The organism is Halobacillus naozhouensis, from assembly GCF_029714185.1.
Classification (GTDB): Bacteria; Bacillota; Bacilli; order Bacillales; family Halobacillaceae; genus Halobacillus_A; species Halobacillus_A naozhouensis.
In genome coordinates this window covers 1,959,388-1,981,332 of record NZ_CP121671.1, presented here as the reverse complement: position 1 = coordinate 1,981,332, position 21,945 = coordinate 1,959,388, and the positions used below count along the sequence as shown (strand labels likewise).

At 43.0% G+C, this 21,945-nt stretch carries 23 protein-coding genes; all 23 read right to left on the bottom strand.

What is annotated here, in order from left to right; all coding sequences use genetic code 11:
• Nucleotides 1-8: 8 nt before the first annotated feature.
• The 23 genes from fliI to rimM all read right to left on the bottom strand — a co-directional run bounded on the left by fliI (nt 9) and on the right by rimM (nt 21,937).
• The gene (gene fliI, locus P9989_RS10410) at nt 9-1,316 is read right to left on the bottom strand and encodes a flagellar protein export ATPase FliI (protein WP_283078887.1); all 1,308 of its coding nucleotides are present in this window, start codon (nt 1,314-1,316) and stop codon (nt 9-11) included.
• The gene (fliH, locus tag P9989_RS10405; RefSeq protein ID WP_283078682.1) at nt 1,309-2,061 is read right to left on the bottom strand and encodes a flagellar assembly protein FliH; all 753 of its coding nucleotides are present in this window, start codon (nt 2,059-2,061) and stop codon (nt 1,309-1,311) included. The genes fliI and fliH overlap by 8 nt, the downstream gene beginning before the upstream one ends.
• The gene (fliG, locus tag P9989_RS10400; RefSeq protein WP_283078681.1) at nt 2,054-3,067 is read right to left on the bottom strand and encodes a flagellar motor switch protein FliG; all 1,014 of its coding nucleotides are present in this window, start codon (nt 3,065-3,067) and stop codon (nt 2,054-2,056) included. Before fliG ends, fliH begins: the two co-directional genes overlap by 8 nt.
• Nucleotides 3,068-3,079: 12 nt before the next feature.
• Nucleotides 3,080-4,678 carry a flagellar basal-body MS-ring/collar protein FliF gene (gene fliF / locus P9989_RS10395; RefSeq protein WP_283078680.1) on the bottom strand — a complete coding sequence of 533 codons (1,599 nt, stop codon included), beginning with the start codon at nt 4,676-4,678 and terminating at the stop codon, nt 3,080-3,082.
• Between the two features lie 63 nt (nt 4,679-4,741).
• The gene (gene fliE / locus P9989_RS10390; protein WP_283078679.1) at nt 4,742-5,050 is read right to left on the bottom strand and encodes a flagellar hook-basal body complex protein FliE; all 309 of its coding nucleotides are present in this window, start codon (nt 5,048-5,050) and stop codon (nt 4,742-4,744) included.
• 15 nt (nt 5,051-5,065) lie between these two features.
• On the bottom strand, nt 5,066-5,521 hold the full coding sequence (gene flgC / locus P9989_RS10385) for a flagellar basal body rod protein FlgC (protein ID WP_283078678.1): 456 nt from the start codon (nt 5,519-5,521) through the stop codon (nt 5,066-5,068).
• Nucleotides 5,522-5,524: 3 nt separating this feature from the next.
• On the bottom strand, nt 5,525-5,917 hold the full coding sequence (gene flgB, locus P9989_RS10380; protein WP_283078677.1) for a flagellar basal body rod protein FlgB: 393 nt from the start codon (nt 5,915-5,917) through the stop codon (nt 5,525-5,527).
• Between the two features lie 368 nt (nt 5,918-6,285).
• Nucleotides 6,286-7,065: a GTP-sensing pleiotropic transcriptional regulator CodY gene (gene codY, locus P9989_RS10375; protein WP_283078676.1), complete on the bottom strand. Its 780-nt coding sequence runs from the start codon at nt 7,063-7,065 to the stop codon at nt 6,286-6,288.
• A gap of 25 nt (nt 7,066-7,090) precedes the next feature.
• Nucleotides 7,091-8,488, bottom strand: a complete 1,398-nt coding sequence (hslU, locus tag P9989_RS10370) for an ATP-dependent protease ATPase subunit HslU (RefSeq protein ID WP_283078675.1) — start codon at nt 8,486-8,488, stop codon at nt 7,091-7,093.
• Nucleotides 8,489-8,500: 12 nt separating this feature from the next.
• A complete protein-coding gene (gene hslV, locus P9989_RS10365; protein WP_283078674.1) occupies nt 8,501-9,046 on the bottom strand; it encodes an ATP-dependent protease subunit HslV in 546 nt (181 codons plus the stop codon).
• A 13-nt stretch (nt 9,047-9,059) separates the two neighbouring features.
• Nucleotides 9,060-9,965 (bottom strand): tyrosine recombinase XerC, encoded by a 906-nt coding sequence (gene xerC / locus P9989_RS10360; protein ID WP_283078673.1) that lies wholly within the window; start codon nt 9,963-9,965, stop codon nt 9,060-9,062.
• Between the two features lie 304 nt (nt 9,966-10,269).
• Entirely contained in the window at nt 10,270-12,345 is a 2,076-nt protein-coding gene (topA, locus tag P9989_RS10355) for a type I DNA topoisomerase (protein WP_283078672.1), read from the bottom strand.
• A 159-nt stretch (nt 12,346-12,504) separates the two neighbouring features.
• Entirely contained in the window at nt 12,505-13,386 is an 882-nt protein-coding gene (gene dprA / locus P9989_RS10350) for a DNA-processing protein DprA (RefSeq protein WP_283078671.1), read from the bottom strand.
• A gap of 77 nt (nt 13,387-13,463) precedes the next feature.
• The gene (gene sucD / locus P9989_RS10345) at nt 13,464-14,366 is read right to left on the bottom strand and encodes a succinate--CoA ligase subunit alpha (protein WP_283078670.1); all 903 of its coding nucleotides are present in this window, start codon (nt 14,364-14,366) and stop codon (nt 13,464-13,466) included.
• A gap of 17 nt (nt 14,367-14,383) precedes the next feature.
• The gene (gene sucC, locus P9989_RS10340; protein WP_283078669.1) at nt 14,384-15,544 is read right to left on the bottom strand and encodes an ADP-forming succinate--CoA ligase subunit beta; all 1,161 of its coding nucleotides are present in this window, start codon (nt 15,542-15,544) and stop codon (nt 14,384-14,386) included.
• A gap of 125 nt (nt 15,545-15,669) precedes the next feature.
• Nucleotides 15,670-15,942 (bottom strand): EscU/YscU/HrcU family type III secretion system export apparatus switch protein, encoded by a 273-nt coding sequence (locus P9989_RS10335; RefSeq protein ID WP_283078668.1) that lies wholly within the window; start codon nt 15,940-15,942, stop codon nt 15,670-15,672.
• A complete protein-coding gene (locus P9989_RS10330; protein ID WP_283078667.1) occupies nt 15,939-17,813 on the bottom strand; it encodes a hypothetical protein in 1,875 nt (624 codons plus the stop codon). The genes P9989_RS10335 and P9989_RS10330 overlap by 4 nt, the downstream gene beginning before the upstream one ends.
• Before the next feature lie 15 nt (nt 17,814-17,828).
• Nucleotides 17,829-18,599: a ribonuclease HII gene (locus P9989_RS10325; protein ID WP_283078666.1), complete on the bottom strand. Its 771-nt coding sequence runs from the start codon at nt 18,597-18,599 to the stop codon at nt 17,829-17,831.
• Nucleotides 18,600-18,735: 136 nt separating this feature from the next.
• Complete coding sequence (gene ylqF, locus P9989_RS10320) at nt 18,736-19,578, bottom strand: ribosome biogenesis GTPase YlqF (protein ID WP_283078665.1); 843 nt, start codon at nt 19,576-19,578, stop codon at nt 18,736-18,738.
• A gap of 16 nt (nt 19,579-19,594) precedes the next feature.
• The gene (lepB, locus tag P9989_RS10315; RefSeq protein ID WP_283078664.1) at nt 19,595-20,140 is read right to left on the bottom strand and encodes a signal peptidase I; all 546 of its coding nucleotides are present in this window, start codon (nt 20,138-20,140) and stop codon (nt 19,595-19,597) included.
• A 66-nt stretch (nt 20,141-20,206) separates the two neighbouring features.
• Nucleotides 20,207-20,551, bottom strand: a complete 345-nt coding sequence (rplS, locus tag P9989_RS10310) for a 50S ribosomal protein L19 (protein ID WP_079529826.1) — start codon at nt 20,549-20,551, stop codon at nt 20,207-20,209.
• Nucleotides 20,552-20,678: 127 nt separating this feature from the next.
• On the bottom strand, nt 20,679-21,410 hold the full coding sequence (gene trmD, locus P9989_RS10305) for a tRNA (guanosine(37)-N1)-methyltransferase TrmD (protein WP_283078663.1): 732 nt from the start codon (nt 21,408-21,410) through the stop codon (nt 20,679-20,681).
• Entirely contained in the window at nt 21,410-21,937 is a 528-nt protein-coding gene (gene rimM / locus P9989_RS10300) for a ribosome maturation factor RimM (protein ID WP_283078662.1), read from the bottom strand. Before rimM ends, trmD begins: the two co-directional genes overlap by 1 nt.
• Between the last annotated feature and the right edge of the window lie 8 nt (nt 21,938-21,945).

Genomic DNA, 21,945 nt, shown 5'->3' with positions numbered 1-21,945 from the left:
CAACACCCCTATGTAAACAGCTTCTCTAGTGACTCAACGGAATGCTCAAAACTCGACTGCTCGTGAACCCCTTGCTTTAAGAAACGGATAAGAGAGGGATGGTAATGGATGGCTTCATCGACTTCACGGCTGCTTCCTTTTTTATAAGCACCTATTTGTATTAACTCGTTATTTTCCTCGTACGTGGCCAGCAATGCCCGCATTCGCTCGGCCGCCTGTTTATGGGCAGGAGACGCAATTTGGTTCATTACCCGGCTAATGGACTTTAGTATATTAATTGCCGGAAACTGACCCTGTTCTGCTAGCTTCCTGTCCAGCACAAAATGACCATCCAGAATCCCTCGTACCGTATCCGATATTGGTTCGTTGAGGTCATCCCCATCAACAAGCACTGTGTAAAAAGCGGTAATTGTTCCCAGGCTGCTTGTCCCTGTCCGCTCCAGAAGCTTTGGTAGTATGGCGAAAACAGAAGGTGTGTACCCTTTCGTTGTCGGCGGCTCACCAGTGGCTAAACCGATTTCCCTTTGCGCCATAGCAAAACGTGTAACGGAATCCATCATTAAGTTGACGTTATACCCTTGGTCCCGGAAGTATTCACTAATTGCCGTTGCCGTGTAGGCCCCTTTCACTCGCATTAGGGCTGGCTGATCAGACGTAGCCACAATGACGACCGAACGCTTTAAGCCTTCTTTTCCGAGATCATTCTCGATAAACTCACGAACTTCCCGGCCGCGTTCGCCAATCAAGGCGATGACATTAATATCAGCAGCACTATTCCTCGATATCATTCCGAGCAGCGTACTTTTCCCTACACCACTGCCAGCAAAAATACCAACCCTCTGACCTTTTCCTACAGCGAGGAGAGAATCGATCGCCCTTACACCAACTTGAATCGGTTCAGTGATCGTCGGTCGCAACATCGGATTTGGCGGGGGTTGTTCGGTGGGATAGGTTTTCAACCCTTTAGGTAACATCGACTGATCTAACGGATGCCCCATCGCATCCAGAACGTTTCCGATTAGTCCAAGCCCCGCCTTAATTTGAAGAGGGTCTCCTGTCGCTTCTACTAAACTTCCTGGACCGATTTCACGAATTTCCCGAAATGGCATCAGTAATACTTTTTCATGGTGGAACCCTACTACTTCAGCTGCTATTTTTTTAGACTCATAGGAAGAAGTATGGATATAACAAAGATCGCCAATTGAAGCTTCGGGGCCTTTCGATTCAATCATCAACCCGATGACCCTGTGAACTTTTCCATATCGTTTATATGTGTCCATCCGTTTAATAGCATCCAGGTAAACCTGTTTATTCATCATTTTTCTCCTCTTGCACAAGCTGATGAAGCTTTTCCCGAAGCTGTGTGAGCTGATGGTCAATCCCAGCTTCCACACGGCCAAACGGGGACTCAATCATACAGCCGAAGCGTTCTTGTGAATCATTTATGTAAATCGTCAAGGTGGCCTTAAAGCTAGTTATCGACTCTAATTCACCTTTTTGGGACTGTATGAGCTCATAATCATCCGGATGCACATAGACGACAATTTCCGGATGCTCCCGAACTTCTTCAATCACCTTCTTGACGACAGACAAAAAGTATTCTGGCTTCTCGACAAGTTGGGCATTGATAATTTTCTCTGCACTGGTGACAGCTAACTCAAGAATCATTTCCTCACTAGCCGACACCGTGCTCGCATAGTCCTTTTGCGCTAGAGACAGAATATGATTAATCTGGGCAAGCTGTTCTGAATACTCCTGGTAACCTTGTGCTTGTCCGTCGCGAATCCCCTTATCAAAACCTTCCTGGTACGCTTCGTGAACCAAAGATTCTTTTTCCTTCTGCCAGGCATTACGCTGTGCTGAAATCTCCAGTTCAACTGCTTCGAGATTTCTTTGAGCCTCCTGCCTGGCCTGAACCAGCTCTTGTTCTGCCTCTTCCAAAAGCTGATTTGCTTTCTCATTACTCTGTTGTTCGGCTGCTTCTCTTTCATGCTTTCGTTTTTGGATCGTCACAGGTTTTAACCCAATGACACGCTTTTGCAATGAATATTGATCAGACAATAATGTCATCTCCCCCACCGCGTGCCACCACGATCTCTCCAACTTCTTCAAGACGCCTGATGGTTCCGACTACACGAGTTTGCGCCTCTTCTACATCACGTAGCCGTACAGGGCCCATAATTTCCATTTCTTCTTTGAAAGATTCAGCCATTCGTTCAGACATGTTTGTAAACACGAGTTCTTTTACCTCATCGCTGGATACTTTCAATGACAGGCGCAGATCATCGTTGTCCACTTCACGTATGACACGCTGAATAGCACGGTTGTCCAATGTGACGATATCCTCAAAGACAAACATTCGCTTCTTGATTTCTTCTGCGAGTTCAGGATCTTGAATTTCCAGCGCATCCAGGATTGTACGTTCAGTACTTCGATCTACACCATTTAACACTTCTACTACCGCCTGGACCCCGCCAGTCTCCGTATAGTCCTGTGTCACGGTCGTGGAAAGCTTTTTCTCAAGAATACTTTCGATTTGGTTAATGATTTCCGGCGAAGTCGAATCCATCGTTGCTATTCTTCGCGCCACATCAGCTTGTAATTCCTGAGGCAGCTCAGAAAGTATTTGCCCTGACTGGGCTGCATCCAGGTAAGATAAGATAAGCGCGATGGTCTGCGGATGTTCATTTTGGATAAAATTCAAAATTTGATTAGGATCCGCTCGTCTAGCAAAATCAAACGGTTTAACTTGCAATGAAGAAGTTAACCGACTGATAATATTTGATGCCTCTTGTTCACCAAGCGCCTTCTCAAGAACCGTTTTGGCGTAGCCAATCCCGCCCTGTGAAATATAATCCTGTGCAAGGGCGATCTGGTGGAATTGATCCAGGACCTCTTCCTTTTGAGCAGAATCTACTTTCTGAACGGAAGAAATCTCCAACGTTAGTTTTTCCATTTCTTCTTCTGTTAAATGTTTATAGATTTGTGCAGCAACATCTGGACCGAGAGAGATTAACAGCACGGCTGCTTTTTGCTTTCCCGTTAATCTTGATGCTTGTTGGGCCATAGTAGGACCTCCTTAATCTTCAGCAATCCATGAACGTAGCAGCTTAGCAAACTCCTCAGGTTTATCTTTAGCCATCCGTTCAAGCTGTTTGCGTCTGACCGACGACTCCGTTTCTTTTTCTTCTATGTCTGGTATCGTGACCGGCTGTCGTACAGCTGGTTCTTCAAGTACCTCTTCTTCTTCTACCACTACTTTACGCTTACGGCGGAACAGCATCCAGATAAGCACAAGAATCACTAGGATGAGACCCACACCCACGAGATACATCCAGAGAGGAATACCTGTAGTTTCTGCAGGGAATTCTGGTTCACCACTAAACTCCTGGAAGACTATCGATACTTTTTCCTCCGGATTGACTTCACCATAACTTCCGTTTATAGACGTAGTAATCATCGAACTCAAAATCGACTGAACACTCTCTTCTACAGTTTGCTGCTCCTGCTGACTAAGCTGTTGTACTTCACCGTCTCCGTTGACACCCTTCGTATTATCGATAGCGACCTGGATACCTAAATCACGAACTTTGTATGGACTTTCTACGATTTCCTTTTTAATCCGATTAAACTCATTGTTAATCGTTTCTTTCGTCATTTCGTAGTCGCCGCTATCTTCTTCGCCCTCGGCTGGATAATTAGGGACCTCCCCTTCACCAGCTCCAGCTACACCGCCTGCAGGAGCGCCCCCTGTGTAGGTCTCTTCGATACGTTCCACACTCACTGGCAGGCCTTCCATACTTTCAGGATCAACCGGCTCTACTAACTCTTCCACTCGATTTTCTTTTGTAAAATCAATATCGGCGGTTACCGTCGCTACAACTTTGTCTTGCCCGATCATCATGCCGAGCATTTTTTGCACGCGCTGCTGGATATCCCGCTCAATATCCTCTTTTATCGATTGTTGATATGTATAAGTATCAGCACCACTGGCCATTTGAGTTTTATTTAAGTCAAAATAATTAAAATTCTGATCCATTATGACGATATTTTCTTTAGAAAGATTGGGAACTGATTTTGATGCCAAATTATACAGGGCTTCAACTTGGTTCGGCTGAAGTTCATAGCCTGGCTGAACATTGAGTACAACCGATGCCGAGGCATCCTGAGTTGTTTCAGACAAAAACACTTGCTCCTCTGGTATATTAATCATGACTTTGGCATTTTCAATTCCCGTGATCTCTGTCATCAAGTTGGCTAGCTCCGTTTGCATCGCATCAAGTTTGATGACATCAAATTCATTATCTGTCATTCCCCACGAAACATTCCCGCTAAAAAAACTGTAGTCAATATTACCGCTGTCAGGCAAACCTGCAGCTGCCAGATCCACCAGCAATGATTCAGCCTGCTCTGCGGGGACGGAGATCGTCGTCCCTCCTTGAGTCAATTCATAAGGAACGCCGCGTGTATCAAGTTCCGCTTTTACTTGGCCTACTTCCTGAAGTGATAAATCCCGATAGAGTGGTACCATATTGGTCTGCGTCGCTAAAAAGCTGGCTATGCTCAGCAACAGAACAATTCCTGCTGCTGATCCAATAAACAACCCTTTCTGCTTCGAAGATCTCTCCTTCCAATAGGCAGTTATTCGATTCTTAAAAAATATTAATTTTTCTTTCATAATTGCCCCCATAAAACGAACAAGTTAAGAGAATATGTATGATAACGAATAATTAGAAAACAATCAGACCTGCATTCGCATCATTTCTTTATAAGCATCAATTACTTTATTGCGAATTTCTATAGTTGTCTGCATTGTAATACTGGCCTTTTGTGAAGCGATCATGACGTCGTGCAGATCGTCTACCTCCCCACGTGCCAGCGCCTTCGTTTTAGCGTCTGAAGCAATTTGAGCATCATTCACTGCATTAATAGCTTGTTTCAGGCTGCTAGCGAAGGCCCCATGCGCTTCACCAGCAGAGACTGGTTTTAGGGATTGGGACTGTATCGGTTTAATGAATGCATCACTTGTAACGGGTAATCCACTTACCATATGTATTCCTCCTAGTTATTTACCAATTTCCAGTGCTTTCATTAACATGCCTTTTGTGGCATTGATTGCTGTCACGTTAGCTTCGTGTGAACGTGTTGCGCTCATAAGATCAACCATTTCCTGTAGAGGATTCACATTCGGAAGCAGCACATAGCCGTTATCATTTGCATCCGGATGTGCCGGATTATACATTTGTTTAAATGGTTCCTCATCCTCAACGATCGCTGATACTTCGACACCCTGACCGGGTGTGCTTGGACGATTAGCTGCCGTATTTAGAAAGGACTGGAACGAATTATCTTTTGGTTCAAATACAACCATTTTCCTTCTGTAAGGTTCCCATTCGCCATTTTCGTTGATGGTCGCCCTTGTCGAATTCGCATTGGCAATATTCGAAGAGGCAATATCCATTCTTAGCCGCTGAGCTGTTAAAGCACTCGCACTTGTGTTTATTGCATGGAAAATACTCATGGTTTAGTTTCCTCCTTTAAGCACATTTTCAAGACTTCTAAACTTTCCACCCATCCGGTCAACAAGGGCCTGATAGAGAATTTGATTTTTCGCAAGTTCATTCATTTCCTTATCAATATCGACATTGTTTCCGTTGTGATTATATGTAGTACCCTGCTTCGTAACCGTAGTATATGGGCTGTTCGCCTCATTAGTAAATGGGAAGTGACGGGAATTTGTCCGTTTTGCCTCTAAATTGTTCATTTCACCATCTAACACCTGTTTAAAGACGACATCCTTTACTTTATAACCAGGTGTGTCCACATTTGCAATATTATTAGAAATCGATCTATTTTTTGCAGTTGTGTAGTTTAAAGAGTTTTCAAGCAGGGTAAAAGTCTCACTAAACAGTTTCATGCCTTATGACCTCCTATCAATTACTATTGTCACAGGTGTATTCTATTTTCGATAGAATCATTAGTACATATTAAACCCGAGCCCTTTTCACCATCACCATAAATAGTCCTTATTTATCACTACATATGTTTGAGTTCTGCGGTAATTGTTACCACCTGTCGAAAAATCTACTATAATGAACATTATTACACATTTAATTCATAAAATAAATTACAGTTTATAACTCCTTTAAAAAAGCCTACGAAAGGAGTATTTTCTATAACTTTTGTGTATACATTTTGTTATAAATTGTAATAATTACAGGCCCTCGTTCCTACACAAAAAAAGCCGCTGCCAATTTAATGGCAGCGGCTTTCTCTAATTTTCTATTAATTTGAACGAAGTTTTTGAAGTTCTACTAAGAAATTATTATTAAGAACTTTAATGTACGTACCTTTCATTCCTAACGAACGTGATTCAATAACTCCGGCACTTTCCAGTTTACGCAAAGCATTCACGATAACAGAACGGGTGATTCCAACGCGATCTGCAATCTTACTGGCAACGAGCAACCCTTCATTACCTTCTAATTCTTCGAAAATATGCTCGATCGCTTCTAGTTCACTGTAGGACAATGAACTGATCGCCATTTGTACCACGGCTTTACTGCGCGCTTCCTGCTCAATTTCTTCTGTTTTCTCGTGAAGGATTTCCATTCCAACTACAGTTGCCCCGTATTCGGCTAATAAGAGATCATCTTCCTCAAAACTGCTATTGAGCCGGCTTAAGATCAATGTACCCAGACGTTGACCACCGCCAATGATCGGGACAATGGTAGTAAGGCCATCTTCAAATAACTCCCTATTTTCTACCGGAAAAGCTGTGTATTCACTATTCATATCAAGGTTAGGAGTTGTTTCCTGGATGTTAAAAAGATTTTGAGTGTATTCTTGCGGGAACTGACGTTCAGTTAACATCGCCTGCATTCGTTCATTTTCAATTTCCTGTTTGATAGCAAATCCAAGTAATTTTCCTCGACGGCTGACAACAAAAGTGTTTGCTGAGATGACATCTCTTAATGTAGCAGACATATCATTAAAGTCCACCGATTTTCCCGTTGTTTTTTGTAGCATTGCATTAATTCTTCTTGCTCGATTTAATAATTCCATTATTGTTCCTCCTTGAGTAAATTCACTACAGTATGAACCTGCTTAAATCTTTATTTTTAACAATAGTAGATAGTTTACTGTCTACATATTGAGGGGTTATGTCTATCGTTTCCAATGTCACATCCGGCGCTTCAAATGATAAATCTTCTAGTAACTTTTCTAAAATGGTATGCAGACGTCTGGCCCCGATATTATCTGTCTCCTGATTCACTTCATAAGCAATTTCAGCAATTCTAGTAATAGCATCGTCAGAAAATTCGACCTTTATACCTTCAGTTTCTAAAAGTGCCTTATATTGCTTTAATAGAGCATTAGAAGGTTCCACTAAGATACTGCGGAAATCTTCCACTGTCAGTTTATTTAATTCTACCCGAATCGGAAAACGACCTTGTAATTCCGGGATTAAATCAGAAGGCTTTGCCATATGAAAGGCACCGGCTGCCACAAACAAAATATGGTCTGTAGACACGGGGCCGTACTTCGTGACAATAGTAGAACCCTCTACAATGGGAAGGATATCCCGCTGTACGCCTTCTCTTGATACATTAGCCTGGTTATCGCCCTTAGCAGCTACTTTATCAATTTCGTCAATAAAAATGATGCCTGACTGCTCGACTTTTTCCACAGCCTGCTGGCCGACTTCATCCATATCAACGAGTTTTTGTGCTTCTTCTTGAGTAAGTACTTTTCGCGCTTCACTTACAGGAAGTTTCCGTTTCTTCTTCTTCTTTGGCATGAACTGACTGAAGGCATCCTGCATGTTCATGCCCATTTGTTCCATTCCCGAACCTTGCAGCATGTCAAACATAGATGATTGAGATTCTTCGACTTCAATCGTCACCATATGATCTTCAAGTTCGCCTAATTCCAGTTGGTGCTTGATTCGCTGTCGTTTGTTCTTGATTTCTGTTTCTTCCTGGTCAGAAGTTGATTCGGTTTGCTGCTGATTGCCTTGCTGAAACAACATCTCTAACGGGTTTTTAAAATTGGAAGACTGTTTTTCCTTAGACGGGACCAGCAGTTTGATCAACCGCTTATTCGCCTGTTCTTTAGCTGTTTCCCGGACTGCTTCAATTTTTTCCTCTTTCACCATCCGAACAGCCATTTCAACTAAGTCACGAACCATAGATTCTACATCACGGCCTACGTAGCCTACTTCCGTAAACTTCGTTGCTTCAACTTTTACAAACGGGGCTCCGACGAGCTTAGCCAGGCGGCGGGCTACCTCTGTTTTACCTACCCCGGTAGGGCCCATCATAAGGATGTTTTTAGGTACGACTTCTTCTTTAATGTCATCGGTTAGTTTCATCCTTCTGTAGCGGTTCCTTAGGGCAACAGCCACAGACTTTTTCGCATTCGTCTGTCCGATGATATATTGATCGAGACGCTCCACAATTTGTTTAGGCGTTAAATCTAATGACATTTCATCAGCCTCCTATTCCAGAACTTCAAGAGTTATCTGGTCGTTCGTAAACACACAGATTTCACCAGCGATTTCAAGAGCTGCCTGTGCAATTTGCCTGGCAGATTGATCTGGTGAGTACCTTTTTAAAGCACGGCCGGCACTTAAAGCAAAATTACCTCCTGAGCCGATCGCTAAAATGCCGTCATCAGGTTCTATTACTTCTCCGGTGCCCGATACGAGAAACATTTTGCTCTTATCCATCACAATTAACATGGCTTCAAGCTTTCTTAACACTTTGTCACTGCGCCATTCCTTCGCTAATTCAACAGATGCCCTGGCAAGATTTCCATCATAGGCTTCGAGCTTCGCTTCGAATTTTTCAAATAAAGTAAAGGCATCGGCAACAGAACCTGCAAACCCTGCCAGTACCTGGTCATTAAAAAGCTTGCGGACTTTCACAGCTTTATGTTTCATCACAACCTGATTCCCGAGCGTCACCTGGCCGTCGCCACTCATAGCACTTGTTCCGTTGTGCTGTACAGCAAAAATTGTCGTCGCATGAAATTGTTGATCCACTAACATCACCTCGTTACTTATTGGCTCGCGGATGGCTATTCATATACACCTGCTGAAGCCTGTCTTTCGTTACATGAGTGTAAATTTGTGTCGACGATAAATGCTCATGCCCGAGTAACTCCTGAACTGAACGTAAATCTGCCCCTGCATTCAATAAATGAGTCGCAAAAGAGTGTCTTAATTTATGGGGGTGGATATCTACAGTTAACGCTGCTTCCTTTACCATCTTATCCAGGATCAAGCGCACCCCTCGTGCTGTAAGTGGTCCGCCTTTTGCGTTTACGAACAACTTCTCCACAGGCCGGGCTTTTTTAACTAATAGGGGCCGGGCATGGCTGAGATAGTTTCGCAGTGCTTCCCCCGCAAATTGGCCGAATGGAACATACCTTTCTTTTCTGCCTTTTCCATACACGAGTAAAGTCGAAAGCGAAAAATCGATGTGAGATTCTTCTAGCTGCACACATTCACTCACCCGTATCCCTGTACCATACAGCAGCTCAAGAATAGCTTGGTTTCTCTGTCCCAGAGCTGTAGAGCAGTCACTGACAGAAAACAACAGGTTCAGTTCTTCTTCATAAAAAAACTCCGGAATCAGCTGATCTTTCTTAGGTAGTTTTACGTTTACAAATGGATTATGTTTCACAAATTCTTCACGTTCTAAAAACCGGTAAAAGCTCCGCAACGAAGAAATCTTCCTGGCCATACTTTTACGGGCCATGTTTTCCTCATAAAGCTTCGTGAGATATACTCGGATCACCGAGTAGTCAACATCCTCTAACGACTTAATTGATTCTGACTCCAGAAAAGCAAAAAACGCTGTGATATCATCACCATAATGTCTTACTGTTAATGGAGACGCATTCTTTTCGATTTGGAGATATTCTAAAAATAATCGTTTATATTCAGTCAGTTTTGCCATAGTTCACCCCCGCAAAGGCGCTTAAATTTTACCACAACTATCCTATGAATCACAATGGCTTTAATAAAACTGTAACAAAATTCTGAATTGTTTCCAACACTTTTATCTTGAACAACCGCACAGGAGTCATTTTATGTAAGGCTACTTATTAGAATAACCTATTTAGCTGTCAAGTAAACATACTTACCAAACCGTAATTATAGCCGTCTCTAAGACTTGTGTCAATTCATTTATAAAAAAAGCAGGGCCAGCAGCTGAAATTCCAGCTGCTGGCCCTTATTAAAGCGAAATGCGGGTCATTAAGTTAAGATTGCGGCTGCTCTTTGTAGTCACACTCCGTACATTGGATTTGCGTTCCTTTCTTGGAGCGTTTTTCAACCAGCAGTGATTCACATCGTGGACAAGGTCTTGAAATCGGCTTATCCCAGGAAATAAAGTCGCACTCAGGATACCGATCACATCCATAGAATTTACGATTCTTCTTGCTCTTTCTTTCTACGACCTCTCCTTCGTTACATTTAGGACAGGTAACGCCAACCGTTTTAAGAATCGGCTTCGTATTTCGACAATCCGGAAAGTTCGAGCAGGCTAAAAACTTTCCGTATCGACCCATTTTATAAACCATTTCATGTCCGCATTTTTCACAATCAATTCCCGCAGGTTCGTCTTTAATTTCGACCTCTTCCATTTCTTTTTCTGCCTTTTCCAGTCTTGGTTCGAATTCCTGATAAAATTCGGAAATAACCGATACCCAATTACTTTTTCCTTCTTCAATGGAGTCGAGGTCATCTTCCATTTCTTTCGTAAAGCCGGCATCGATGATTTCCGGAAAGTACTCTTTGAGTGCTTCCAGAACAATTTCCCCAAGCTCAGTTGGAACGAATCGTTTATTATCAAGGGCAACATAGCCTCGCCGCTGGATAACATCAAGCGTCGGAGCATAAGTGGAAGGCCGGCCAATGCCGAGCTCCTCCAGCGTTTTTACTAAACGTGCTTCCGTATATCGCGGCGGCGGCTGGGTAAAGTGTTGATTCGGTTTAATGTCCTTCGCCTTCACCGTCATTCCTTCTTCAAGCTTAGGAAGCATTTTATCTTTCTCTTTTTTATTATCATCATTGCCTTCGATATAAACCTTCATAAATCCTTTGAATTTAACTTTTGAGCCGGTTGCTCTGAATTCTACCCCTTGATTCAACAAGTGAACAGTCATCGTGTCAAGGACAGCTGGTGCCATTTGACTTGAGATAAACCGCTCCCAAATGAGCTTATAGAGACGATGCTGATCTCTTGATAACGCACTCTTCATCGATTTCGGATCACGGGAAGCACTTGTCGGCCGGATCGCTTCGTGTGCGTCCTGTGCCCCTTCTTGTTTTTTAGAGGCTTTTCCTTTTCCTAAAAATTCTTTGCCAAAAGTGGACTCAATGTAATTCTTTGCTTCTTCCTTAGCCGTGTTGGAAAGTCTAGTGGAATCTGTACGCATATAAGTGATTAAACCTGCTGTACCCTGTTTACCCCCAAGATCAATCCCTTCATAAAGCTGCTGGGCAAGCATCATTGTCTTTTTGGCTCTAAAGTTGAGCTTTCTCGCTGCTTCCTGTTGTAGAGAAGAGGTGGTGAAAGGTAAAGATGGGTTTCGTTTACGTTCCCGCTTATTTACCTTATCAATCGAGTACTCATCACCTTTAAGCTTCTTTTGAACGGCTTCTACATCCTCTTTCGTTTTTAATTCTTTCTTTTTTCCATCTATTCCGTAAAAAGCTCCTTCAAAGGTTTCTTTGCCTTTGAAAAAATCCGCTTCGATCGTCCAGTATTCTTCAGGCTTGAAATTTTTAATTTCATTTTCACGATCGATGATAATTTTTACAGCCACGGATTGAACACGGCCTGCACTCAGTCCTTTTTTAACCTTTTTCCACAGAATCGGACTGATGTTGTACCCAACGAGCCGGTCTAAAATCCGTCTTGCCTGCTGGGCATCTACTAAATGAGAATCAATCGAGCGCGGTTGTTTAAACGAATCTTTAATCGCTTCTTTGGTGATCTCATTAAACACGACACGGCACTTTGACTGATCATCAATGTCTAAGCTATGTGCCAAGTGCCAGGCAATGGCTTCCCCTTCACGATCGGGGTCAGCTGCCAGATAAACGCGTTTCGCTTTCTTAGCTGCGGCCTTTAGTTCTTTTAAAACAGGCCCTTTTCCGCGAATCGTAATATACTTTGGTTCAAATTCCTCTTCTACATTTACACCCATCTGACTTCTGGGAAGGTCACGTACGTGTCCAAGTGAAGCCTTTACTTTATATTTTTTTCCGAGATAACGTTCAATTGTTTTTGCTTTTGCTGGTGATTCAACAATTACAAGATAGTCTGCCATTTAGGTTCCTCCCATAGAGGTGTATTTCAGTTTTGCCTTTTCGTTTTATAAATCTTCCCTATTATTAAATACAATGAAACCGTTTGTCAAACTTCACCGGTTTATTTTTTTCGTTTTCAAGGGGAATGAACCTTTGTCAAAATGCAATTTTCAGGAAGATTAATTAATTTTTTCCCTATAGGCTGACAGAACATCCTGATGGCTCTGAACCAGCCGTGCTCCTTCCTGAATAATGGCATGGCATCCTTCACTTGTACTGCTTCCAATCGATCCTGGCAATGACAAAACTTCCCGTCCTTGTTCAAGAGCCTGATCTACAGTAATGAGTGAACCACTTTTTAGTCTTGCCTCAATCACAAGTGTAGCCTCAGATAGTCCGGAGATAATCCGATTTCGTTCCGGGAAATGAAACTTTCTTGGCGGCCGGTCAGGGGGATATTCGCTAATAACCAGGTGATGTTCGCACAAATGTGTAAATAATGGCAGATTGTTTCTCGGATAAAGCTGTTCAAAGCCTGATCCCATCACAGCTATAGTAGTACCTTTATGCTGCACAGCTAATTGATGGGCGTGCTGATCAACCCCGACAGCCATACCGCTTACAAGACAGAAATTAGATTGAATGAGAGGGAGGAGAATTTGCTTCATAGCGGGAAAGGCATATTTCGATGGTGTCCGTGTTCCGACTACACTAAGTGTTAAAGGATGTTGCAACAGCTCTATGTCGCCAAGTGTATAAAGGACGAGAGGAGGGTCAGGAATGATTTTCAATAAAGCAGGATACTCTTCGTCAAAATAAGTCACACATTTGTATTTATGTTCATTTATGTCGAGTTTCTTCATTATAGTTGAATCATGAAGGTAGATGTAAATCGACCGGGCTTTTTCTTGTGTTATTTGAAGGATAGAAGCTATCTCTTTAGGGGAAATTATCAGGAGATCAGATAAGCTGGGGTCTTCCTTTAACCAAGTTCTTAGTAACTTACGTGTCACATACGGACAGTCATGTAAACGGATTAAATGTTGCCTGAACGTGTTCATCTATCAGCCTCTTTCTTTTGTTAATAGGATAAAGAGAACTGCGCCGGATAAGCGCAGTTCTCCCTTACATTGAATGATTAATGTGTTTTACATTTTTCATACAAGTTTTCTTTTTTCAAAACATTGATCAGCGTTTCACCCATCACAGATGGTGTTTCTGCAACTTCGATTCCGCACTCATTCATAACCCGGATCTTTTCATCGGCAGTCCCTTTACCACCGGAAATAATCGCACCAGCGTGGCCCATGCGTTTTCCTGGAGGAGCTGTACGTCCGCCGATAAAGCCGACAACCGGCTTATCCATGTTTTCTTTCACCCATTCTGCAGCTTCTTCTTCAGCTGTACCGCCGATTTCACCAATCATAATCACTGCTTCTGTATCTGCATCTTCATTAAAGGCTTTTAGCACGTCAATGAAGTCTGTCCCATTTACAGGGTCTCCGCCGATTCCTACAGCAGTAGATTGTCCTACTCCGGCTTCAGACAATTGATGAACTGCTTCATACGTAAGGGTACCAGAACGAGAGACTACTCCTACATGACCTTTTTTATGGATATATCCAGGCATAATACCAATTTTACATTCATCAGGGGTAATCACTCCTGGGCAGTTTGGCCCAACTAGGCGAGTTCTCTTCCCTTCCATATAACGTTTAACTTTTACCATATCCATAACTGGAATATGTTCAGTGATGCAAATCGCCAAATCCATGTCTGCATCTGTTGCTTCCATTATAGCGTCAGCAGCAAATGGAGCAGGCACGTAAATGACAGATGCATTGGCACCTGTTTTTTCAACTGCTTCAGAAACCGTATTAAATACTGGAATTCCTTCCACTTCGGTACCGCCTTTACCAGGCGTTACTCCACCAACGATTTGTGTACCGTATTCAACCATCTGTTTTGTATGGAATAAAGCTGTAGAGCCTGTAATTCCTTGCACAATAACTTTTGTATCTTTATTAATATATACACTCATCAGATTCCCCGCCTTTCCTACTTAACTAGTTCTACGATTTTTTGAGCGCCATCTGCCATGGAGTCAGCAGACGTAATATTTAATCCAGACTCTTCAAGGATCTTCTTACCAGCTTCAACGTTCGTGCCTTCAAGACGCACGACAAGCGGAAGTGTTAATCCAATCTGTTTCGTGGCTTCGACAACACCTTCAGCGATAATGTCACACTTCATAATGCCACCGAAAATGTTAACGAAAATACCTTTCACATTGTCATCAGATAAAATAATCTTAAATGCTTCGGTTACTTTTTCAGTAGTAGCTCCGCCGCCTACATCTAGGAAGTTGGCAGGATCGCCACTATAATGCTTAATCGTATCCATTGTCGCCATAGCAAGTCCGGCACCATTAACCATACAGCCGATATTACCATCTAAAGCAATGTAGCTGAGGTCATATTTAGACGCTTCTACTTCTTTTGGATCTTCTTCTTCAAGGTCGCGTAGTTCCGCAACGTCTTTCTGACGGAACAAGGCATTATCATCAAAGTTCAGCTTAGAGTCAAGTGCCAATACGTCTCCGTCGCCAGTCGTTACAAGCGGGTTAATTTCTGCAATCGAGCAATCTTTTTTCACAAAAACATCATAAAGACCCAGCATAAACTTCACAGCTTTGCCTAATGATTCTTTAGGAATATTAATATTAAACGCCAAACGACGCGCCTGGAATGGTGTCAATCCGGTAACAGGGTCGATCACCTCTTTAAAGATCTTCTCAGGTGTTTCCTCTGCTACCTCTTCAATTTCAGTTCCGCCTTCTTCAGAAGCCATCATCGTTACTTTACTCGTGGCACGATCTAATACAAGTCCGACATAGTATTCGCTCTTAATGTCGCAGCCTTCTTCGATCAGTAAACGCTTTACTTCTTTCCCTTCTGGTCCGGTCTGATGGGTTACTAGATTCTTACCTAAGATTTCATTTGCGTATGTACGCACTTCATCAAGATTTTTAGCAATCTTAACACCGCCGGCTTTTCCGCGTCCGCCTGCGTGGATCTGTGCTTTTACAACTGTGACATCGCTCCCCAGCTTCTTAGCTGCATCAACAGCTTCATCTACGGTATAAGCCACATGGCCATTTGGCACTGATACGCCAAAATCGCGCATAATTTGTTTTCCTTGATACTCGTGAATGTTCATGTTTCATCCTCCCATCAAATTTCACTGCATTCCCATTGTATAAAAAAACGCTGTCAATTGTCCACAGTAACCTCTCTTTATGTCGAAAGTCGTTCATTAGTTTACCCTCATCAGGTTATGTAGACTTAGTTCTTTTCCATTTCCTGATCCGTACGGTAAATAAATGCAAATACTTCTGCGACTACATGATATAATTCTTCAGGAATGTGTTCGTTAATATTTAATTCGGACAGCAGTTCAACTAATGTTGCATCCTCCTGGATGGGCACATTGTTTTTCCTTGCTTTTTCTAAAATGTTATCCGCTACAATACCTTTCCCCTTGGCCAGTACTTGTGGAGCATCATCCCTTACTTCCTGATAACCAAGCGCGATCGCTTCTTTACGTTTGTACTTCATATACGAATATCGACTCCCTTATAATCATGATGTGGAGATGAACTTTGCTGGACATCGTGCTGTTCATTGGATTGCTTTACTCTAAGCGATGACAATTCATAACCTAATTTCTCCAACCCGTCTTTTACCATTGTCTTATGGCCGTTGGCAATCGGCTCAGCTGCTTCCATTTGATTATAAATCGTAACCGCTACCCGACGTTCAACAATAGACAAATCAATGACTGTATCCTTTAAATTCTTTAATCGCAAGAAAAACATAATATGGCAGGAGTCTGGGTCAATCTCGCCATCCTTATTCTTCTTTCCTTCCATGTTCATTTGGATGTCCTGGTCCAGTTTCAGCAAGTCCCCCGGAAAAGTAAAAGCAAGTTGAAGCATTTGCCCAGTTTCCTGCTGGGAGACAAGTTGAATACCACTCAGGAGCTGGATAAGCTGCCTGGCTGTGTCATAGCTTTTTGACAGATTTTCCTGAACATGCTGCAGCAGCATAGATTTCACGGTTTCCTCTTGTGTCGAGTGATTTTGCCCTTGCAAACCAGCTTTTACATGGGATTCATGATTGATTCCGGAAAGCAGATGCATCAGCTTTATTTTGGCAAGAAATGTCTCTTTCCCGCCCATATTAGCCTGCAGTGTTTGCAGTCGGACCATCCACTCCACTAAAGCGGCTTTCATTGAATCAGGAACCTGTCTGGACAACATACTCTCTAAGGCTGTTAAAGCATGCGACGTCTTAGCAGAACTTGTCGATGGATTTTGCGAGATGTCTGAGAGGACCTCCATCGTTTGAGACCCGAGGTAAGGAGCTAGTTTCTTTAGTACCCCGGCTAAAGAAAGCGCTTGAAATTGTGTTTGTAACCTGCTCTGACCGGAACTGTCTGCTAGTTGTTCCTTGGTAAATGCCCTTCCTAATTGCTTGCTCCACTCTCTGACCATCATCAACTCTTTTGTTGACAATGACAGCTGCTGGGCAAACAGCTTTTGTAAGTCAGCTTCAGCCTGTTGACCGGAACTTGTATACGGGATCGATATGCCGGAGTTTATTAAGTTTTTTACGTGCGTCTCTCTAACCTGTCCAGCCTTCATGTGTGGTTGAATTAAACGCTGGAAACTTTTATGAAATTGTTCAAAACTGACTTGTCTGCCAACGATACCGGCTTGTTTAAACAAGAGAAAGGTAGTCTTATTCCCTTTCTCCATGTCAGATAATAGTCTTGTTAATGCTTCTTCCTTAAAGCTGTGTGCAGTTTGTTTTCCTGAAAGTAATCCAATTAAGTCAGGAAGACGCTGTTGAGAAGCTTCTTTTGATTGAAGGAGTTGCTCATAAATTCGCCCAAGCTGATCTGTCAAAGACATACTCTGCCTTGTCATGAGGGCGGAAAATACTCCTGGTTTTATCGGTAATTGTCTCCGAAACATGTGTAGCAATGTTTCGGTAGCCATGCTGCTGCCTTTATGCTTTTGCAATGTATGGAAGGCAAAGGAAAGATCTTTTTTAGTAAATGAAACACCCTGCTGCATCAGCTGCAGCAGAAAGTCCGTATTGCGTTTCGTCGCTCTTACCCCTAATTGCTTTAACAGACTGCCAATCGCATTCGGCTTGATCACTGCAGCCTGTTCAGAAAGCACTTTCCATGTTAATACATCACCAACCGCTGTTACTTGAAACAAATACCTTTTCCCCTGATGTAACGGAGCTTCGAGCTGAACGGCAAACTGACGGTTTCCCACCTGCACCAGCGCTCGCTGTTCAGGAAGTTGCTTAACCATCCTTCCCGCTACAATGTGTCCAACTTTAGGCGGCTGCTCTGATTTTAACGCAGCTGTCTGATGAAATGCTTTAAATAAAGGGGAAGGACTTAGGCTCATAGAGGTGCCCTCCTTTTAAGAGTGAATAAGATCCTTCACTGGTGCGAAACTTTTGCGATGATATGGAGTGGGTCCATATGTCGCTAACGCACGTAAATGCTGCTGCGTGCCATACCCTTGATTAGAGGCAAAATCGTAATCAGGGTACTGTTCATCAATTCTCTTCATAACACGGTCACGCGTTACTTTGGCTATAATACTTGCAGCTGCGATCGACACACTTCGCTGGTCGCCTTTCACAAGCGATTGCTGTGAACCTGTCATCCCTTCAAGTGTCATCGCATCAATTAACAGATGATCAGGGGGAATCGGTAATTGCTCTACCGCTTGCTTCATCGCCATTTTTGCGGCGCGGTAAATATTCCATTGATCGATTTCTTCATTGCTGACCGTGCCCACTCCATAATCTGCTTCTTTTTTTATGACTTCAAAAAAGTCTTCTCGCTGGATAGGGGACAATTGCTTGGAGTCATTAAGCCCCTCTAAATAGAACGAAGCTGGTAAAATAACAGCTGCTGCCACTACAGGGCCCGCGAGCGGGCCTCTCCCGGCTTCATCAATCCCGGCGATCCACTTCTTCCCTGAAGTTCGCGCCTCGTTTTCTATCGAAAGCATTTGTTCGTATTGTTTCTTTAATTCTAGCTTTCTTTCCTGCCGAACATCATATTGCTTTAAGAGTTTATGTACGCCTTTTCGGTGATCTTTTCTTAATAATTCTCGTTCAGAGTTAGAGAATTGATTCGTATCTAATTTATACTTAATGTCTTTTATCGTTAATTCGCGCATGAGTTACATCCTTCTGTAATTGGTATATCGGTCGTTTCTTGCCATTATGTACAATTTAATAACTATTCATTTTCCAGCTATAAGAAAAAAACGCAACCTGGAGCTAAAAGCTCCTCATTGCGCTCTACTCGGGTCTCTATTCTGGGTGATCGAAGCTAACACTACCAAGCTTTCCGTTTCGCAAGTCTTGCAGAATCACATCAGAAGTTTTATCAAAATTCACATGGCCGCCACTTTCGAGACAGCCTCGCTTCTGACCAATTTGCTCGAATGCTCCCATAATATCATCATATCCTTCAAATCCAAAACGCTCTCTAAGGAAACTTGGATAATTAGTCTTCATAAAGTCCAAAATGTAGGCCGCCACATCTTCCTTAGGCAGGATTTGATCTTTAATCGTACCAATTGCGGCTAGCTTATAACCTACTTCCTCTTCCTCAAATTTTGGCCAGAGAATCCCAGGGGTATCAAGCAGTTCAAAATCCTTCTTCACTTTAATCCATTGTTGTTTCTGGGTTACTCCCGGGCGGTCTCCGGTTTGAGCTGCTTTTTTATTTGCAAGCCGATTGATAAGCGTTGATTTTCCTACATTTGGGATGCCCAGGATCATGGCACGGGCAGCTCGGGGGCGGACTCCCTTTGCACGGAGCTTGTCCATTTTATCTCGAGCAAGATCCTTCGCCATCTGAACTACCAGTTGGACATCCTTTTTCTGATTCGCCTCGATGGCCAGAGCATGAATACCTTCAGCCTTATAGTAATCAAGCCAAGCCTTCGTAATGGCTGGATCCGCTAAATCCTTCTTCATAAGCACAACCATCTTAGGCTTATTTTGTAATAAACCATGGAGGACTGGATTTTCCGAGGATATCGGAGCTCTTGCGTCGACTAATTCAATTACAAAATCGACTAATTTGAGCTTTTGTTCCGCTTCCCTTTTCGCTTTCGCCATGTGACCAGGATACCATTGTATCGTCATCTTGAATCCTCCCTTACTAAATGAAGCCGATTCGATCAAAAGGCCAATAAATAAATACCGCTTCTCCTACGAGCTCATCTTTAGGCACCATTCCTATCGTGCGGCTGTCTGTGGAGTTGTCACGATTATCTCCCAGGACAAGCAAGTACCCTTCAGGCACCTCTTCAAAACCTCCTGGGAGCTGGCTGATCGTAAAATCTTGCGTCAGCTTTTCGCTAGCCGTCAGCTGACTAACTTCCTCATTTAGGAAGGGTTCATCAACAGGCTCACCATTGATATACAACTGGTCATCTTTGACCGCTACTTTATCCCCTGGCAAGCCGATCACACGTTTTATATAGTCTTTCTTCTCCGTTGCATGAAACACTACAATATCAAATCGCTCAGGAGAGCCTACCGTATAGTTGATTTTACTGACAATTAGATGATCCCCATTATGTAAGGTTGGTAACATGGATGGCCCTTCCACAACTACAGGTGCGAAAAGAAATACCCGAACAACGATCGCTAATACGGCTGCGATCGCAAAAGCCTTTATCCATTCTACCCACTGCTTTTTCATGCTAGTGTCCCCTTTGTCGTTAGAAAAAAAGGAGCTTGGCAAATGCAAGCTCCTTTCTCACTGTAATTAAATAATTTCTTTAATACGTGCTGCTTTACCACGCAGATTACGTAGATAATAAAGTTTCGCGCGACGAACTTTACCGCGACGGGAACGCTCTATTTTAGCAATTCGTGGAGAGTGCATCGGGAATGTACGCTCAACACCTACGCCGTAAGAGATCTTACGTACAGTAAATGTTTCGCTGATGCCACCATTTTGACGTTTAATAACGACACCTTCGAACACCTGAATACGTTCACGGTTACCCTCTACAACCTTCACGTGCACTTTAACTGTGTCACCTGCGCGGAAGTTAGGGTGATCTGTACGAAGCTGTTCTTTTGTAATGTCTTGAATTAGCTGTTGCATTTTTTTCACTCCTTCATAACTAATGCTCTTGCCTTCTAAGAGACAGCGGAACATCGTTTTCGCTTAAACCGAACGTTTAAGCACAACTGATAATATACCATAGTCTTGGCATTTCCGCAAGGCGTCCTTAGCTTTTTTTCCACTTGTGAACCCATTTCTGTTCCTGGTCAGTTAACTCACGCTGCTCCAGCAGATCCGGGCGTCTCATGAACGTCCTTTTTAAAGATTCGTAGTGACGCCATTCAGCGATTTTAGCATGATTTCCTGACAGAAGCACATCAGGCACGTGCTGGCCCCTAAACTCTGCCGGTCGCGTATAATGAGGGTGTTCTAGCAAACCGCTGGAAAAGGAGTCTTCCGAGGCGGACTGTTCATTCCCTAGCACATCCGGAAGCAGACGGACAACAGAATCCATGACGACCATCGCGCCAAGCTCGCCCCCTGTTAGCACATAATCTCCAATCGATATTTCATCAGTCACGAGTTCTTGACGAATTCGTTCGTCGTACCCTTCGTAATGGCCGCAAATGAAAATCAACTGATCTTCTTTTGACAATTCCTCAGCTTTAGCCTGGGTATAAGGCTCACCCTGTGGACACATAAGAATCACACGCGTTTTCTCATGCCCCTCCGGACGGATAGCTTCGATTGCATCGAAAATCGGTTGTGGGGTAAGCACCAGCCCGGCCCCTCCCCCGTATGGATAATCGTCGACTTTGTTATGTTTATTGGTCGTATATTCTCTGAAGTTAATCGTCTGACAGCTGAACGCCCCTTTATCCTGAGCCCGTTTCATAATCGAATGATTTAGGACTCCATCAAACATTTCAGGAAACAATGTTAAAATATCAATATGCATTAGTCTAGCAGCCCTTCTATTGGATCAATGATGACCGACTGCTCCTCTACATTAACATCCTTTACAATGTCTTCAATATAAGGGATCAGTACGTCTTTTTGCTGTGGACGTTTAACTACCCACACATCATTCGCTCCCGGCGTAAGAATCTCTTTCACTTCACCCAGTTCTTCACCTGAAGTCAGTAACACCTTGCATCCAATAATTTCATGGAAATAAAATTCATGGTCGGCTAGTGGACGCTGTTCGCTTTCAGTCACCTTCAAAAACCCATCACGATATTTTTCCACTTCGTTTATGGAAGCATGATCTTCAAATGAAATTAAATCAAATCCTTTATGCATTCGGTGGGTTTTCACGACTAATTCTTCAGGGTATTGGTCTTGCTCTTGCTCATCACTCACCCAATACAAAAGCTGACCCGGCTGAAAACGCTCATCAAAGTCGGTAATTCGTCGGACTTTGACTTCACCTTTAATGCCATGAGTATTAATAATTTGTCCAACATTGTACAATTGTTCGTTCATGACTTTCA

Excerpts from the sequence above, each read along its gene's own strand:
- codY (WP_283078676.1), bottom strand. The coding sequence starts at position 7,065 with ATGGAATTATTAAATCGAGCAAGAAGAATTAATGCAATGCTACAAAAA.
- hslU (WP_283078675.1), bottom strand. The coding sequence starts at position 8,488 with ATGTCATTAGATTTAACGCCTAAACAAATTGTGGAGCGTCTCGATCAA.
- rimM (WP_283078662.1), bottom strand. The coding sequence starts at position 21,937 with ATGAACGAACAATTGTACAATGTTGGACAAATTATTAATACTCATGGC.
- dprA (WP_283078671.1), bottom strand. The coding sequence starts at position 13,386 with ATGAACACGTTCAGGCAACATTTAATCCGTTTACATGACTGTCCGTAT.
- ylqF (WP_283078665.1), bottom strand. The coding sequence starts at position 19,578 with ATGACGATACAATGGTATCCTGGTCACATGGCGAAAGCGAAAAGGGAA.
- sucC (WP_283078669.1), bottom strand. The coding sequence starts at position 15,544 with ATGAACATTCACGAGTATCAAGGAAAACAAATTATGCGCGATTTTGGC.
- P9989_RS10330 (WP_283078667.1), bottom strand. The coding sequence starts at position 17,813 with ATGAGCCTAAGTCCTTCCCCTTTATTTAAAGCATTTCATCAGACAGCT.
- xerC (WP_283078673.1), bottom strand. The coding sequence starts at position 9,965 with ATGGCAAAACTGACTGAATATAAACGATTATTTTTAGAATATCTCCAA.
- P9989_RS10325 (WP_283078666.1), bottom strand. The coding sequence starts at position 18,599 with ATGCGCGAATTAACGATAAAAGACATTAAGTATAAATTAGATACGAAT.
- flgB (WP_283078677.1), bottom strand. The coding sequence starts at position 5,917 with ATGAAACTGTTTAGTGAGACTTTTACCCTGCTTGAAAACTCTTTAAAC.
- fliE (WP_283078679.1), bottom strand. The coding sequence starts at position 5,050 with ATGGTAAGTGGATTACCCGTTACAAGTGATGCATTCATTAAACCGATA.
- rplS (WP_079529826.1), bottom strand. The coding sequence starts at position 20,551 with ATGCAACAGCTAATTCAAGACATTACAAAAGAACAGCTTCGTACAGAT.
- lepB (WP_283078664.1), bottom strand. The coding sequence starts at position 20,140 with ATGAAAAAGCAGTGGGTAGAATGGATAAAGGCTTTTGCGATCGCAGCC.
- sucD (WP_283078670.1), bottom strand. The coding sequence starts at position 14,366 with ATGAGTGTATATATTAATAAAGATACAAAAGTTATTGTGCAAGGAATT.
- fliF (WP_283078680.1), bottom strand. The coding sequence starts at position 4,678 with ATGAAAGAAAAATTAATATTTTTTAAGAATCGAATAACTGCCTATTGG.
- fliG (WP_283078681.1), bottom strand. The coding sequence starts at position 3,067 with ATGGCCCAACAAGCATCAAGATTAACGGGAAAGCAAAAAGCAGCCGTG.
- P9989_RS10335 (WP_283078668.1), bottom strand. The coding sequence starts at position 15,942 with ATGAAGTACAAACGTAAAGAAGCGATCGCGCTTGGTTATCAGGAAGTA.
- flgC (WP_283078678.1), bottom strand. The coding sequence starts at position 5,521 with ATGAGTATTTTCCATGCAATAAACACAAGTGCGAGTGCTTTAACAGCT.
- trmD (WP_283078663.1), bottom strand. The coding sequence starts at position 21,410 with ATGCATATTGATATTTTAACATTGTTTCCTGAAATGTTTGATGGAGTC.
- topA (WP_283078672.1), bottom strand. The coding sequence starts at position 12,345 with ATGGCAGACTATCTTGTAATTGTTGAATCACCAGCAAAAGCAAAAACA.
- fliI (WP_283078887.1), bottom strand. The coding sequence starts at position 1,316 with ATGAATAAACAGGTTTACCTGGATGCTATTAAACGGATGGACACATAT.